The sequence below is a fragment of the Sediminicola sp. YIK13 genome, assembly GCF_001430825.1.
GTDB lineage: Bacteria > Bacteroidota > Bacteroidia > Flavobacteriales > Flavobacteriaceae > Sediminicola.
In genome coordinates, this window is sequence record NZ_CP010535.1 from 3,427,355 (window position 1) to 3,441,741 (window position 14,387).

At 40.1% G+C, this 14,387-nt stretch carries 10 protein-coding genes and 1 riboswitch; of the genes, 7 read left to right on the forward strand and 3 right to left on the reverse strand.

The features are described 5' to 3' along the window. The first annotated feature begins 89 nt into the window (after positions 1 to 89). Positions 90 to 2,471 carry a sodium-translocating pyrophosphatase gene (locus SB49_RS15155; protein ID WP_062058346.1) on the forward strand — a complete coding sequence of 794 codons (2,382 nt, stop codon included), beginning with the start codon at positions 90 to 92 and terminating at the stop codon, positions 2,469 to 2,471. Positions 2,472 to 2,547: 76 nt separating this feature from the next. On the opposite strand, the gene SB49_RS15160 is transcribed toward SB49_RS15155, so the two are convergent. From SB49_RS15160 to SB49_RS15170, 3 genes are all read right to left on the reverse strand, one after another. Continuing rightward, the gene (locus tag SB49_RS15160) at positions 2,548 to 3,162 is read right to left on the reverse strand and encodes a deoxynucleoside kinase (protein ID WP_062058347.1); all 615 of its coding nucleotides are present in this window, start codon (positions 3,160 to 3,162) and stop codon (positions 2,548 to 2,550) included. A 201-nt stretch (positions 3,163 to 3,363) separates the two neighbouring features. Further along, a complete protein-coding gene (locus SB49_RS15165; protein ID WP_062058349.1) occupies positions 3,364 to 4,050 on the reverse strand; it encodes a response regulator transcription factor in 687 nt (228 codons plus the stop codon). A 4-nt stretch (positions 4,051 to 4,054) separates the two neighbouring features. After that, complete coding sequence (locus SB49_RS15170) at positions 4,055 to 5,503, reverse strand: sensor histidine kinase (RefSeq protein WP_082591130.1); 1,449 nt, start codon at positions 5,501 to 5,503, stop codon at positions 4,055 to 4,057. Positions 5,504 to 5,627: 124 nt separating this feature from the next. On the opposite strand from SB49_RS15170, the gene SB49_RS15175 reads away from it, so the two are divergent. From SB49_RS15175 to SB49_RS15200, 6 genes are all read left to right on the forward strand, one after another. After that, positions 5,628 to 5,993, forward strand: a complete 366-nt coding sequence (locus tag SB49_RS15175) for a hypothetical protein (protein ID WP_062058354.1) — start codon at positions 5,628 to 5,630, stop codon at positions 5,991 to 5,993. A gap of 314 nt (positions 5,994 to 6,307) precedes the next feature. Further along, complete coding sequence (gene metK, locus SB49_RS15180) at positions 6,308 to 7,564, forward strand: methionine adenosyltransferase (RefSeq protein ID WP_062058357.1); 1,257 nt, start codon at positions 6,308 to 6,310, stop codon at positions 7,562 to 7,564. A 75-nt stretch (positions 7,565 to 7,639) separates the two neighbouring features. Continuing rightward, positions 7,640 to 7,750, forward strand: a riboswitch (SAM riboswitch). A 127-nt stretch (positions 7,751 to 7,877) separates the two neighbouring features. After that, a complete protein-coding gene (locus tag SB49_RS15185) occupies positions 7,878 to 9,173 on the forward strand; it encodes an O-acetylhomoserine aminocarboxypropyltransferase/cysteine synthase family protein (RefSeq protein WP_062059303.1) in 1,296 nt (431 codons plus the stop codon). 52 nt (positions 9,174 to 9,225) lie between these two features. Further along, a complete protein-coding gene (thrA, locus tag SB49_RS15190) occupies positions 9,226 to 12,612 on the forward strand; it encodes a bifunctional aspartate kinase/homoserine dehydrogenase I (protein WP_062058360.1) in 3,387 nt (1,128 codons plus the stop codon). A 2-nt stretch (positions 12,613 to 12,614) separates the two neighbouring features. Further along, positions 12,615 to 13,781 carry a trans-sulfuration enzyme family protein gene (locus SB49_RS15195; RefSeq protein WP_062058363.1) on the forward strand — a complete coding sequence of 389 codons (1,167 nt, stop codon included), beginning with the start codon at positions 12,615 to 12,617 and terminating at the stop codon, positions 13,779 to 13,781. Between the two features lie 81 nt (positions 13,782 to 13,862). Further along, complete coding sequence (locus SB49_RS15200; RefSeq protein WP_062058366.1) at positions 13,863 to 14,273, forward strand: RrF2 family transcriptional regulator; 411 nt, start codon at positions 13,863 to 13,865, stop codon at positions 14,271 to 14,273. Positions 14,274 to 14,387 lie beyond the last annotated feature (114 nt).

The window sequence follows — 14,387 nt, forward strand, 5'->3', positions numbered from 1 at the left end:
ATAAGCAATATTCTTAGTTGAATATTGCTTTTTTTATTTCTATTTGATTTTACTACTTTAGTCCAGCTAAAAATTTAACAAATAAACGAATGGATTCAATTATGATTTATGTGCCTATTATCATGGCAATCATTGGGCTTCTTTTTATGTGGATAAAAAGATCCTGGGTTTTAAAACAAGACGCCGGAGATGGAAAAATGAAAGAGATTTCCGATCACATCTATGAAGGCGCACTGGCTTTTCTAAAAGCGGAATACAAATTATTGACAATCTTTGTCATCGGAGCCAGTATTGCTTTGGCCGTAATTTCATTTATTGTTCCTACAACACATATCTTAATTGTGGTAGCCTTTGTTTTTGGGGCATTTTTCTCTGCCTTAGCAGGAAATATGGGTATGAAGATCGCCACCAAAACAAACGTAAGGACAACCCAAGCTGCGCGTACCAGTTTGCCACAGGCTCTTAAAGTTTCCTTTGGTGGTGGTACTGTTATGGGATTGGGTGTAGCGGGATTGGCGGTATTAGGACTTACCACATTTTTCATCATTTTGTTCCATTTCTTTATGAATGGTACATGGACCTCCACAGAGGACATGACCATTGTTCTCGAAACCCTGGCAGGATTCTCCTTGGGAGCTGAGTCCATTGCCCTTTTTGCCCGTGTGGGTGGGGGTATTTATACCAAAGCGGCCGATGTAGGTGCGGATCTGGTAGGTAAAGTTGAAGCGGGAATTCCAGAGGATGATCCTCGTAACCCGGCGACCATAGCCGATAATGTTGGAGACAACGTTGGTGATGTGGCAGGGATGGGTGCAGATTTGTTCGGTTCTTATGTGGCGACCGTTCTTGCTGCCATGGTACTGGGTAATTATGTCATTAAAGATATGGGTGGTAATATCCAAGATGCTTTTGGAGGTATCGGACCTATATTGTTGCCAATGACCATTGCCGGTTTTGGAATTTTATTTTCCATTATTGGAACCATGTTGGTGAAAATTAAAAGTAACGATGCCAAAGAAGCCCAAGTTCAAGGGGCGCTGAACATAGGAAACTGGGTATCTATTGGTTTGACCTTGGTAACCTGTTTTATTTTGGTTAAATATATGCTCCCAGAAACCATGAAAATGGAATTCTTTGGGGAAGGATTAAAAGATATTTCCTCTATGAGGGTGTTTTATGCCACTGTAGTTGGTTTGGCCGTGGGTGGAGTCATATCTTCGGTAACGGAATACTATACCGGTTTAGGAACAAAGCCTGTATTGGCCATCGTTCAAAAATCAAGTACTGGAGCAGGGACCAATGTTATTGCGGGATTGGCGACAGGGATGATCTCTACGTTTCCAACCGTTTTAATATTTGCTGCTGCTATTTGGGCGTCTTATGCTTTTGCAGGGTTTTACGGAGTTGCTTTAGCGGCTTCTGCTATGATGGCCACAACTGCCATGCAATTGGCCATTGATGCCTTTGGACCTATTTCCGATAACGCAGGGGGTATTGCGGAAATGAGTGAACTGCCTAAAGAAGTGCGTACGCGTACGGATATTTTGGATTCTGTAGGGAATACTACCGCTGCAACTGGGAAAGGTTTTGCCATTGCATCTGCTGCCTTGACTTCCTTGGCCTTGTTTGCTGCCTATGTCACCTTTACCGGGATAGACGGGATCAACATATTTAAAGCGCCCGTTCTTGCCATGCTCTTTGTGGGTGGGATGATTCCCGTAGTGTTCTCGGCCCTTGCGATGAACTCGGTTGGGAAGGCCGCTATGGATATGGTGTACGAAGTGCGCAGACAGTTTAAGGAAATTCCTGGTATCATGGAAGGTACCGGAAAACCAGAGTACGGAAAATGCGTGGAAATTTCTACCAAGGCTGCCTTGAGGGAAATGATGCTGCCCGGAATCTTGACTATTGGATTTCCTATCGCTATCGTCTTGCTTGGAAAATTGGTGTATTCGGATAATGACCAATTGACAGCAGAAATGCTTGGAGGCTATATGGCAGGTGTTACAGTTTCTGGTGTGTTGTGGGCTATTTTCCAGAACAATGCAGGAGGTGCTTGGGATAATGCCAAAAAATCCTTTGAAGCAGGAGTGGAAATCAACGGTGAAATGACTTATAAAGGTTCAGATGCCCATAAGGCAGCTGTAACCGGTGATACTGTTGGTGATCCATTTAAGGACACTTCTGGTCCGTCTATGAACATTTTGATCAAGCTGACCTGTTTAATAGGACTTGTGATCGCACCAATATTGGGAGGTCATACCGTTGAAACCGAGGTTGCACAAAAAGAACAGCAGGTTCGTGTGGAAATGATGGTTGATAATGATGCTGCAGAAGCAATAGTTAGCTATACGACCATTGTTAATGGAGAAGAAGTTGTCCAAGAAAAAAAATTCGTGGGAACTACGGAAGAAGTGAAGAAACAAGTAGAGGCCTTTAGGGATGACGTAAAGGTTCAGATAGAACATTAAAATAAGGAATGACCTAAAAAGGAAAAGCCGCCCAATTCATATTGGGCGGCTTTTTATATGTTATAAGTTTAGGCTTCTAGAATAAGCCGTTGATTTCCGCATCAATCTTATTAAGGACCAGTCCCAAATCCTCTGGGTTGTCCACGAAATTCAATTTATCTACATCTATGATCAAAAGGGGGCCTTTTTCATAGCCTTCTACCCAAGCCTCGTAGCGTTCATTCAATCTGCTGAGGTAATCTATGGAAATAGTGTTTTCGTAATCCCTACCTCTTTTATGGATCTGGTTGACCAAATTTGGAATGGAACTCCTCAAATAGATCATAAGATCTGGCGGTTGTACCAAACTTTCCATAAGGTCAAAGAGACTGGAATAATTTGTAAAATCACGATTCGTCATTAGCCCCATGGCGTGGAGGTTGGGAGCGAATATAAAGGCATCCTCGTAAATGGTCCTATCCTGAATAATACTCTTGCCACTTTCGCGGATTTGTAAAATTTGTCGGAAACGGCTGTTGAGGAAGTAGATCTGCAGGTTAAAACTCCATCGTTCCATTTGATTGTAAAAATCGTCCAAATAGGGATTGTCAACCACATCCTCAAAATGTGCCTCCCATTTGTAATGTTTGGCCAGTAATCTGGTCAGGGTAGTTTTTCCTGCTCCTATATTTCCAGCAACTGCTATATGCATAGTCTTATTTGTTTGTGATTAGTGCTCAATGTAACCTATTTACTCAAAGTGATAGGGGACCACAAGATACAAGATATCGTTATGAAGTGAAAATCTTTAATAGAATATACGATGAAAAAAACAGGAATGTTTTAAACCTATTTCTTGAGGCTTTTAAGGAATTCAATTTTAAAAATTAAAACTGGGAATGAATCAAATAATCTAATCCATGCAAATTAGTTTGTATCCAAATCCACGAACATTTAATATCTTAATGTTTTCGTCTTTTTTTAATTTTTTTCTAAGCTTGCTAATAAATACATCCATACTTCGTGTATTGAAGAAATCATCATCTCCCCAGATTTTCTTGAGTATAAAGGAGCGGTCTAGTATATCATTTCTCTTTTCAACTAAATGAAATAACAATTCTGCCTCTCTATGAGTAAGTCTTGTGATCTCATTATTAAAAATTAATTCTTGTTTGATATGATTAAAACCATATTTGCCAATGCTAATAAATTGGTTGGTTTTTGATAGTTTTATTCTATCAAGTAAGGAGTTGATACGAACAATTAATTCTTCCATGCTAAATGGTTTTTTTATGTAGTCGTTACCACCATGTGAAAATCCTTCTAGAACATCTTTTGTTTGTGATTTTGATGTCAAAAATATAATAGGAGTAGATTTGTCCTCTACCCTTATTTCACTTGCAAGACTAAACCCATCTTTTTTGGGCATCATAACATCTAGAACTAAAATGTTTGGTTTGTTTTTTCGATATAAGTCGAGAGCTTCCACACCATTCTCCGCATATAAAACCGAAAATCCTCTGCTTTCCAGACTCTCTTTTATAATTGTACCTAGAGCAATTTCATCTTCCGCAAGTAATATTGTTATTTGTTCTGTCATTATATTATTTCAGCAAGGAAATTTTAAATGTTGTCCAGGATTCTTTTGGCAGATACTCAAGCGTGCCATTGTGTTTTAAAATAATTTTCATGGCATAATAGAGCCCTATCCCAAAACCTTTAACGTCATGTAGATTACCACTTGGTACTCTAAAAAATTTTTCAAAAATATCGGTTTGATGGCTTTTGGGAATACCCGGGCCATTATCAGTAACGTAAATTTCGAAACTAGCGTTAGTTTCTTTTAGTTCTACCACTATCTCACCGTTACCATATTTAATGGCATTGTCTATGAGGTTGCTAATTGCAACCTCAAAATGAAAATTGTCAACCTCATGTAATAAGGAGGGAATTGTATTGTTTAAGGTAATTGTATAAGAAGGGTAGGTTGTTTTAAATCTGGTGATTATATTATTGATTATTTGGATGATATCTAATTTTTCTTGATTCAATGTAAGACTATCATGATCCAAGCTGGCAGTATCCAATATTTTTTCTACCATTAGGTTGAGTTTCATTAACTGTTGTTTAGAGATCTCGATATATTTTTTATTCTTTTCTTCGTCCTGTTCCCTGTTAAAACTTGATATCCCTTCAAGTGCTGTGGCAACTGTTGCAATGGGTGTTTTGAGTTCATGGGTAATATTACTTACAAAATCATTTCTTATAAGAGACAATTCCTTCTGTTTTTTAATGATGCTCAAAAGGTAATAAAGGCACCAAACAATGCTTAATGAAAGAACCAAAGAAAGTAGAATGCCTAAAAATCCTCTTTGATAGATCTCTTTGATCGGATTTGTGAAAATAAGTTCAATAGCTTCGTTATCGGGGAGGAAGTTGGATTCAGAAATTATTTTTAATGTTTTTGGGGAGGATTGGAGATCACCTTTTTTTTCAAAGACAGAATCGTTCTTTAGGTGGTTAATAGAATAGGCAATGGTAATGCTTTTGCGTTTCAGTGCCTTGTCAAGGTAATTTTTAAGAATTGGAAATTGTATTGAATCCTGATTGAGGGTGATGGAAATTCTATTGGGATATTGTTCTAATTCTTTTTTGTCAGATATTTCAGTTATACCTCTTCTAGCGGATATGCCAGATTTATTTATTTCCTTATCCAATACTGAATCATTATGGGTAAAATGCTCCGTACCGCCCTTTAAATCAAATTTCTTAAAATACCTTTTAATGGCAGTGTCCCCTAGAAAATTGGAAATTGAGTTATTATCTGAATAATTGGTTGAAGTGGTGTCTATAAAAGTGATAAAATTATTTTGCGAGGTTTCTGCGTAATAGTTTTCCACACTTTGATCTAAACTTAATTGAACTTCATTAAGTAGGCGTTGTTTGTTGGTTAGGTAGTTCTCATAATTCCAATACAACTGAATTCCTATTGTGACAAGTATGGTAATCCCAACAAGAAAAATTAGGTAGGTTTGGTTTTTATCAGTCATCATATAAAGTTAACCACAATTTACATGAATTCTCAGAATGCTTAACACTCGTTAACAGTAAATAACCCATGGTTTTTGTTTTAAAAACGAAGTTTGATGAAATAATAATTAAAAAAACATAAGCCTTATGAAAACTATTAAGCTGCTCACAGCAACACTCTTTCTTTTTGTAATAAGTGCCGTTCAGGCACAAGATGCCCATGAAGATTCTATTGTTAAAGTAAAAGAATTAGGCATTACGGTAGATAAAGTTGAAGAACTTGATACGTTGAATTGGACCGAAGTCTTTTCAATTTTCAAGGATAATAATCCGGAAGATTCTATCCAGGTATTTATTAAGATCAATAAGTTAGAGTTAAAAAAGGATGATCTGTCCAAGATAAGGTATGATGATCTTACGCTTTCCGTAATAGGGATTTCCAAAAATCGAGAAGAATTAAAGAAGGAGATAAACGAAAAAACAATTGCACTTATCAAACACCTAAAAGAATAAGCCAAAAGAGAACGTTTCTAGCTGATAAACCCTTCGGATAATGAAGGGTTTTTCTTTTCGCTAAATTGGTTTCCGATCCGTTAAATATCCAACCTTGTGTAATTTGTTGTTAAAGATTTTGCGGGCAATTTGAATTCTCCTACTTTTGCCCGACAATTTGAAGAGGAAGGATTTGACTGATTGCAACCTCGAGTTCCGGAATTGTTCCGGATTCTTAAAATGCTAAAGCAGTTCCTACTGAAGTTCTTTCAGTAAGTAAACTTCTTTACCACATTACGTCAAATCGGGTACTCAATTTAAAATGATTGAAAGTTATGGCGTATTTATTCACCTCGGAATCGGTAAGTGAGGGACACCCAGATAAAATTGCAGATCAAATAAGCGATGCGTTGTTGGACAATTTTTTGGCCTTCGACTCAGAAAGTAAAGTAGCTTGTGAGACTTTGGTTACCACAGGACAAGTAATTCTTGCCGGGGAGGTTAAGAGCCATACCTATTTGGATTTACAGCAAATAGCAAGGGATGTCATCAATAAAATAGGTTACACTAAAGGGGAATACCAATTTAGTGGTGATTCCTGTGGGGTTATTTCCTTGATACATGAACAATCCAAGGATATCAATCAAGGTGTTGATAGAGGTACAAAAGAAGAGCAGGGGGCTGGTGACCAGGGAATGATGTTTGGGTATGCCACCAAAGAAACCGAGAATTATATGCCTTTGGCATTGGATATTTCCCATAAAATCCTCCAGGAACTGGCTTTGATGAGAAGGGAGAATAAAGAAATCACTTATCTAAGACCTGATGCAAAGGCGCAGGTGACCATAGAATATTCCAATGAAAATGTACCCCAACGAATTGATACCATTGTAGTTTCTACACAACACGATCAATTTGATGCGGATGACGATAAAATGTTGGAAAAAATAAAAAAGGATATTATTTCCATTCTTATTCCAAAGGTAAAGTCCCAATTACATGAGTCGTTACAAGTATTGTTCGATGATGATATTAACTACCACATCAACCCAACCGGTAAATTTGTTGTCGGTGGGCCACATGGGGATACCGGGTTAACCGGAAGAAAGATTATTGTGGATACCTATGGTGGAAAAGGTGCCCATGGAGGTGGCGCCTTCAGTGGTAAGGATCCAAGTAAGGTAGATAGAAGTGCGGCCTACGCTGCCCGTCATGCGGCCAAGAATTTGGTAGCGGCAGGAGTTGCCGATGAAATCTTGGTGCAGGTAAGTTATGCCATCGGGGTGGTTAAGCCAACGTCCATTTATGTAGATACCTATGGTACCTCTAAAGTGAATTTAAGCGATGGGGAGATTGCTAAGAAAGTAGGAGAATTGTTCGATATGAGGCCTTTTGCCATAGAAGAGCGATTGAAACTGCGCAATCCTATCTATTTTGAAACAGCGGCTTATGGCCACATGGGCAAAGAGCCACAAATGGTAAATAAAGTTTTTGAATCGCCCTATAATGGTAGGATCGAGAAGGAAGTGGAGTTGTTCACTTGGGAAAAATTGGATGCCATAGATAAGGTAAAAGCGGCCTTCCAATTGTAATTTTATTGAAAAGATTAGGAAATTTAAATTTTCCGAACCTATATTTGCAGACCTAAAGTTCAAACACGTATTGAATAGTTATCAAGAAAGGCGGAGGGATTAGACCCTATGAAGCCTTAGCAACCCTTTGCTCCAAAAGCAATGAAGGTGCTAAATTCTGCCCAATTTATGTGGGACAGATAACAAAAACAGGTTGCCCACGGCAACTGTCTTTTCTTTTTAACTTTTTTGATTTTACCTATTCGCATTGTCCGCGGATCAGGGTTTGGCTTTTTTAATTTATTCAGTTTTAACAATTAAAAAAACAAAAATCATGAGTGATCAAAAATTTTCAACAAACGCATTACATGCAGGCCACGACGTGGCGGCCAATGGAGGAACAAGAGCAGTACCTATCTATCAGAGTACGGCCTTTGTCTTTAAGGATTCGGACCATGCAGCCAATCTTTTTGCTTTGGCGGAGCCTGGGAACATCTACACCAGGATCAATAACCCTACCAATGATATTTTAGAGCAGCGCTTGGCCGTTTTGGAAGGCGGAATAGCATCCGTGGTTACGGCTTCCGGAACAGCAGCAATTTCTACGACCTTATTGGTTTTATTAAAAGCGGGCGACCATATTGTGGCTTCCAATAGTTTATATGGGGGTACTTACAATTTATTGAACGTTACACTTCCAAGACTGGGGATCACTACCACTTTTGTAGACCCTTCTGATCCTGCAAATTTTGGCAAGGCGGTTAATGATAATACTAGGGCCATTTTTGTAGAGTCCCTCGGGAATCCTAAATTGGATGTCCTGGATCTGGCTGCAATATCCAAAGAAGCAAAAGCAGCTAAAATTCCCTTTATTGTGGATAATACGGTCGCAACACCTGCCTTGTTAAATCCTATAGCCCATGGTGCCAATATCGTGATCCATTCGTTGACCAAATTTATCAACGGGAATGGAACAGCTCTTGGTGGGGCCATAATAGATGCTGGTACTTTTGATTGGAGCAGTGGCAAATTCCCTGAGTTCACGGAACCATCTGCGGGATACCATGGACTGGTATATCATGAAGCTTTGGGACCGGCAGCATTTATTGCTAAGGTCAGGATTGAAGGATTACGGGATCACGGGGCGGCACTGAGTCCATTTAATGCATTTCAAATTATACAAGGTTTGGAAACTTTGGAGATAAGAATTGCAAAACATAGTGAAAATGCACTGGCACTGGCCCAATGGCTGGAAAGTCGTGATGAGGTGGTTTGGGTGAATTATCCAGGTCTGGAAAGCAGTAAATACAACCAATTGGCCAAAAAATACCTACCTAAAGGTCAGAGTAGTATTGTTACCTTTGGAGTTAAAGGAGGATTCGAGTCTGCCAAAAAAATAGCAGATGAAACCAAAATATTCTCTTTGCTTGCCAATATTGGCGATACAAAATCTTTGATCATACACCCGGCTAGTACCACGCATCAGCAATTGGATGCTGCGGCCCAGGAATCAACAGGCGTGACCACAGATCTAATTAGATTATCTGTAGGACTGGAAAATCTCGAGGATTTAAAGTCGGACTTGGAGCATGCCTTCAAGACCATCGAATTGAGCAATCCCATAGCCTAGTGCGCTATTGGTAATAAAGTAAGAATACCTGTCAACGTTAAGATGACCCATTATGTTAAAGCATTTAAAGATTAAAAATTACACCACTTACAGCGGAAGCAGTTTGGATATTTCCTTGTCCTATCAGTTATTCGGACCCGAATTGCATTCTGCCCCAATAGTCTTGGTGAACCATGCCCTGACCGGTAATTCGGACGTGGCCGGGGAACACGGTTGGTGGTCTGCCTTAATTGGTGACGATAAGTGTATAGATACCAAAAAATATACGGTGCTTTGTTTTAATGTTCCGGGCAATGGGTACGATGGTTTTGTTATTGAGAATTATAAGGATTTTGTGGCCAGGGATATTGCCAATATCTTTTTGCAGGGCCTTGACCTGTTGGATATTAATAGGATATATGCCTTGATCGGGGGATCATTAGGGGGTGGCATCGCTTGGGAAATGGCCGTATTGAACCCTAACCTAACCGAACACCTGATCCCTGTTGCGTCTGACTGGAAGTCCACGGATTGGTTAATTGCAAACTGTCAGATCCAGGAACAGTTTTTGGTGAATTCCAAGCAGCCCGTACAGGATGCCCGTATGCATGCCATGTTGTGCTACAGAACCCCTGAGTCTTTTAAGGAGCGTTTTAAAAGGAGCACCAATGAAGAATTAAAGGTGTTTAATGTGGAAAGTTGGTTGCTGCACCATGGGAACAAGTTGCAGGAGCGGTTTCAATTATCGGCCTACAAACTTGCCAACCAATTATTAAAGACCATAGATGTGACCAGGGACGGAGAGGACCGCTTTATGAAATTGCAGAAGAGCGATACCAATATTCATATCATAGGGGTAGATTCCGATCTGTTCTTTACCGCAAAGGAAAATAAGGAGACCTTTAAACAATGGGCCCAGGCCAATAGCAAGGTGACCTATGGTGAAATCCATTCGCTACACGGGCACGATGCTTTTTTGATAGAGTTTGATCAGGTTCAGGAATTGTTAAAAGGGATTTTTGACCAAAATGGAGATTCCAAGAGGATAAAGGTGCTCAAATTTGGGGGGAAATCTTTGGCCAATGGGGAAGGAATTGAAAGGGTTTTGGATATCATCACCTCCAAAGTGAAGGATGGAGAAAAAATAACAGTGGTATTATCTGCCCGGGACAAGGCTACTGACCAACTGGAGGCCATTTTGGAAAAGGCTGCCAATGGGAAGAATTATGCCAAGGATTTTGAAGCTTTTGAGAAATATCAAAGGCACACCTACAAAAATGTAGATCTGTCCAAGGAGTTTACAGAATTGGTGAAATTGTTCGAAGGGGTTTCCCTTTTGGGGGATTATAGTTCCAAGATCAAGGACCAAGTCTTGTCATATGGAGAGCTTATTTCTGCCAAACTGCTGACGAAGTTATTGGTAGGGAGAGGTGTTAAAGCCAAGTTGCTGGATTCTAGAAATTTGATAAAGACCGATGCCTCTTTTGGAGATGCCCAGGTTTTGGATGGCCTGTCCAGGGATAATGTAGTCTATGAATTTGGGAAATTGGATGCTGATTGCGTCCCTGTTATAGCTGGGTTCATTGCTTCCAATACCGATAATGCCACCACCACCCTGGGTAGAAACGGCAGTAATTATTCTGCTTCCTTATTGGCCAATTATTTAAATGCCGAGGAGTTACAGAGTTATACCCATGTAGATGGGATCTTTACTGCCAATCCGGATTTAGTGCCGGATGCCAAAATTATTTCAGAACTATCCTATGGGGAGGCCAATGAGCTGGCAAATTTTGGGACGACGATCCTGCACGCCAAGACCATTATTCCGCTTATTGAGAAAAATATCCCATTACGGATATTGAACACTTTTAATGATGACAATAAGGGAACCCTCATAAGCGCGAAAACGGATGTTGAAGGCATCAAATCACTTTCCGTCTTTGAACATATGTCACTTATCAATCTGGAAGGACGTGGGCTTTTGGGGAAAGTAGGTGTGGATGCCCGAATTTTTAGAGCTTTGGGGGATAATAAAATTAGTGTGAGCATCATTTCACAAGGATCTTCTGAAAGGGGGATCGGATTGGTAGTGGCCACGGATAAGGCTGTTTTGGCAAAAATGGCCCTGGAAAAGGAATTTGAGCACGATTTCCATTCGCAGGATATCAGTATGATCACGGTGGTGGAAGACGTTTCCATCATCTCCATTGTGGGGGAGGACTTGAGCACTTTTCACAAGCCCTATAATGCGCTGATCAAAAACCAGATAGTTCCCTTATTGTTCAACAATACGGTATCGGGGAAGAATGTGAGCTTGGTCCTAAAAAAGACAGACCTGCACAAGGCCCTTAATGTGATGCACGGCCAGATTTTCGGAATTAGTAAAAAGGTAAATATTGCTGTTTTTGGACATGGCAATGTTGGAGGAACCCTCATTGATCAAATACTGAAATCTTCCAAAAAGATTGAAAAAAGAAATGGGATAAACCTCAATGTTTTTGCCGTGGCAAATTCCAAAAGAGTGCTTTTTAATCCCAAGGGTGTCTCTAAGAACTGGAAGACGGACATAGTTTCCAGGGGCATGGAATACCAACTAAAGGATGTTTTTGATTTTGCGAGGAACCATCATTTGGAAAACTTGATAGCTGTGGACAATACTGCCAATCAGGATTTTGTTGCCCATTATTTCGACTTCGTTGAAAACGGATTCGACCTGGTATCTTCGAATAAAATTGCCAATACCTTGGGATATGATTTCTATCAATTGTTACGGGAAGAACTGGATAAACATCAAAAGCAATACCTTTATGAGACCAATGTGGGGGCAGGGTTGCCTTTGATAGATACCATAAAGCTATTGCATATGTCCGGGGAGAATATCACTAGGATAAAAGGCGTTTTCTCAGGTTCTTTGAGTTATATTTTTAATACCTTTTCCGAGGAGGATGCCTCTTTTTCAAGTATCTTAAAGGAAGCAATGGATAAGGGATTCACCGAGCCGGACCCGAGGGAAGACCTTTCTGGTAATGACGTGGGTAGAAAATTACTTATTTTGGCCAGGGAACTGGATCTGAGCAATGAATTTTCGGATATTGAGATCCAAAATTTGATTCCCAGTGAATTGAGGGAAGGTACAGCTTCTGACTTCTTGCAGCATTTGGAAGTGTTGGATGAAAAGTTCAAGAGTATTAAGGAGCAACAAAAACCAAACCATGTGTTGCGGTATGTGGGAGAGCTATCTGGGGACTTGCAACAGGAAAAGGGAGTCTTGCAGGTAAAATTAGTCTCGGTTCCCAAGGAAAGTGCTTTGGGACAAGTAAAAGGATCTGACTCTATCATTGAGATTTACACGGAATCATACGGTGAAAAACCCTTGGTCATACAAGGAGCGGGAGCAGGTGCGGCAGTAACAGCAAGAGGGGTGTTTGGCGATATATTACGAATTACAGAGAAAAGTTGATTATGAAAAAAAAGCAGTTTGAAACGGAAGCAATTCGCACACAAATGGAACGAAGTCAGTATTTGGAGCATTCAACGCCCATGTACCTTACGTCCAGTTTTGTATTTGAGGATGCAGAAGACATGCGCGCTTCCTTTGCAGAGGAAAAGGAAAGAAATATATATTCAAGATATAGCAACCCCAATTCTTCGGAATTTATTGAAAAAGTATGTAAAATGGAAGGCGCAGAAGACGGCTTCGCCTTTGCGTCGGGAATGGCAGCTGTTTTTTCAACCTTTGCTGCCCTTTTGGAAAGTGGAGACCATATTATTTCTTGTAGAAGTGTTTTTGGCTCTACCCATAGTCTCTTTACCCAATTTTTTCCGAAGTGGAATATCAATACCAGTTATTTCAACATAAATGAGGTAGATACCATTGAGGGGCTAATCACCCCAAAAACCAAAATACTTTATGCAGAATCGCCTACCAATCCTGGGGTTGATATCCTCGATCTGGAGGTATTGGGAGCGATTGCCAATAAGCACAATTTGATCTTTATAGTGGACAATTGTTTTGCTTCCCCATATTTGCAGCAACCCATTAAATTTGGTGCCCATCTGGTGATACATTCCGGGACCAAACTTATGGATGGCCAAGGCCGTGTATTGGCAGGGATTACTGTGGGAGGAAAGGAGTTGATGGAAAAAGTGTATCGTTTTTCACGAATTACCGGTCCGGCATTATCCCCTTTTAACGCCTGGGTGTTATCTAAAAGTTTGGAGACCTTGTCCGTAAGGGTAGACCGACATTGTGAGAATGCTTTAAAACTAGCCCAATTCTTGGAAGAACATCCCAAGGTAAATTGGGTAAAATATCCATTTTTAAAATCGCACCCCCAATACGAAATCGCCAAAAGGCAAATGAAAGCTGGCGGTTGTGTGGTTGCCTTTGATGTAAAGGGAGGAGTAGAGGCGGGAAGGAAATTCTTTGATGCCATAAAATTACTGTCCTTGTCTGCTAATTTGGGTGATGCAAGAAGTATTGTAACACACCCTGCATCCACGACCCATAGCAAGTTAACCACCGAAGAACGATTGGGCGCTGGGATAACAGATGGTATGGTAAGGGTTTCCGTAGGCCTGGAACACATAGATGACATTATTGCCGATATTGATCAGGCATTGGCGTAAGACTTTGGGTATTGGGATAGGCTGAAAAAAAGGGGAGTTTATGGCGCAACAAGCAATACCAAATTTTCCTATATTCGTAGTATGCTTTCTAAGAAGACCAAGTACGGATTAAAGGCGCTCACCTTTTTGGCCAACCAAAAAGATAGGGAGCCCGTTCAAATTGCTGAAATTGCCAATCACGAGAATATTTCACAAAAATTTTTGGAAAGCATTCTGTTAACCTTGCGTAAAACAGGCTTTTTAGGATCAAAAAAAGGAAAGGGTGGGGGGTATTACCTCATTAAGGACCCCAAAGATATTCCAATGACCACGGTGATGAGGGTTTTGGAAGGTCCTATTGCCCTTGTTCCCTGTGTCAGCCTTAATTTTTACGAAAAATGCAGTGACTGTCCAGATGAGGAAAGTTGTTCCGTTCACAAGCTTATGATTCAAGTGAGGGACAGTACGTTAGAGGTTTTTGGCAGCAATACCCTCGCCGATTTAATGTCCTAAGCGCATTTTTAGTACTACTCCTGCTATATTTATTAGGAAATCCTCAAAAATCATCCTTCTTTTTCATTAATCTACTAAAACTATAGGGCAAAAGTAATATTGGTCAATCTTTTG

Excerpts from the sequence above, each read along its gene's own strand:
- SB49_RS15165 (WP_062058349.1), bottom strand. The coding sequence starts at position 4,050 with ATGACAGAACAAATAACAATATTACTTGCGGAAGATGAAATTGCTCTA.
- SB49_RS15200 (WP_062058366.1), top strand. The coding sequence starts at position 13,863 with ATGCTTTCTAAGAAGACCAAGTACGGATTAAAGGCGCTCACCTTTTTG.
- thrA (WP_062058360.1), top strand. The coding sequence starts at position 9,226 with ATGTTAAAGCATTTAAAGATTAAAAATTACACCACTTACAGCGGAAGC.
- SB49_RS15155 (WP_062058346.1), top strand. The coding sequence starts at position 90 with ATGGATTCAATTATGATTTATGTGCCTATTATCATGGCAATCATTGGG.
- SB49_RS15195 (WP_062058363.1), top strand. The coding sequence starts at position 12,615 with ATGAAAAAAAAGCAGTTTGAAACGGAAGCAATTCGCACACAAATGGAA.
- SB49_RS15170 (WP_082591130.1), bottom strand. The coding sequence starts at position 5,503 with ATGATGACTGATAAAAACCAAACCTACCTAATTTTTCTTGTTGGGATT.
- SB49_RS15175 (WP_062058354.1), top strand. The coding sequence starts at position 5,628 with ATGAAAACTATTAAGCTGCTCACAGCAACACTCTTTCTTTTTGTAATA.
- metK (WP_062058357.1), top strand. The coding sequence starts at position 6,308 with ATGGCGTATTTATTCACCTCGGAATCGGTAAGTGAGGGACACCCAGAT.
- SB49_RS15185 (WP_062059303.1), top strand. The coding sequence starts at position 7,878 with ATGAGTGATCAAAAATTTTCAACAAACGCATTACATGCAGGCCACGAC.
- SB49_RS15160 (WP_062058347.1), bottom strand. The coding sequence starts at position 3,162 with ATGCATATAGCAGTTGCTGGAAATATAGGAGCAGGAAAAACTACCCTG.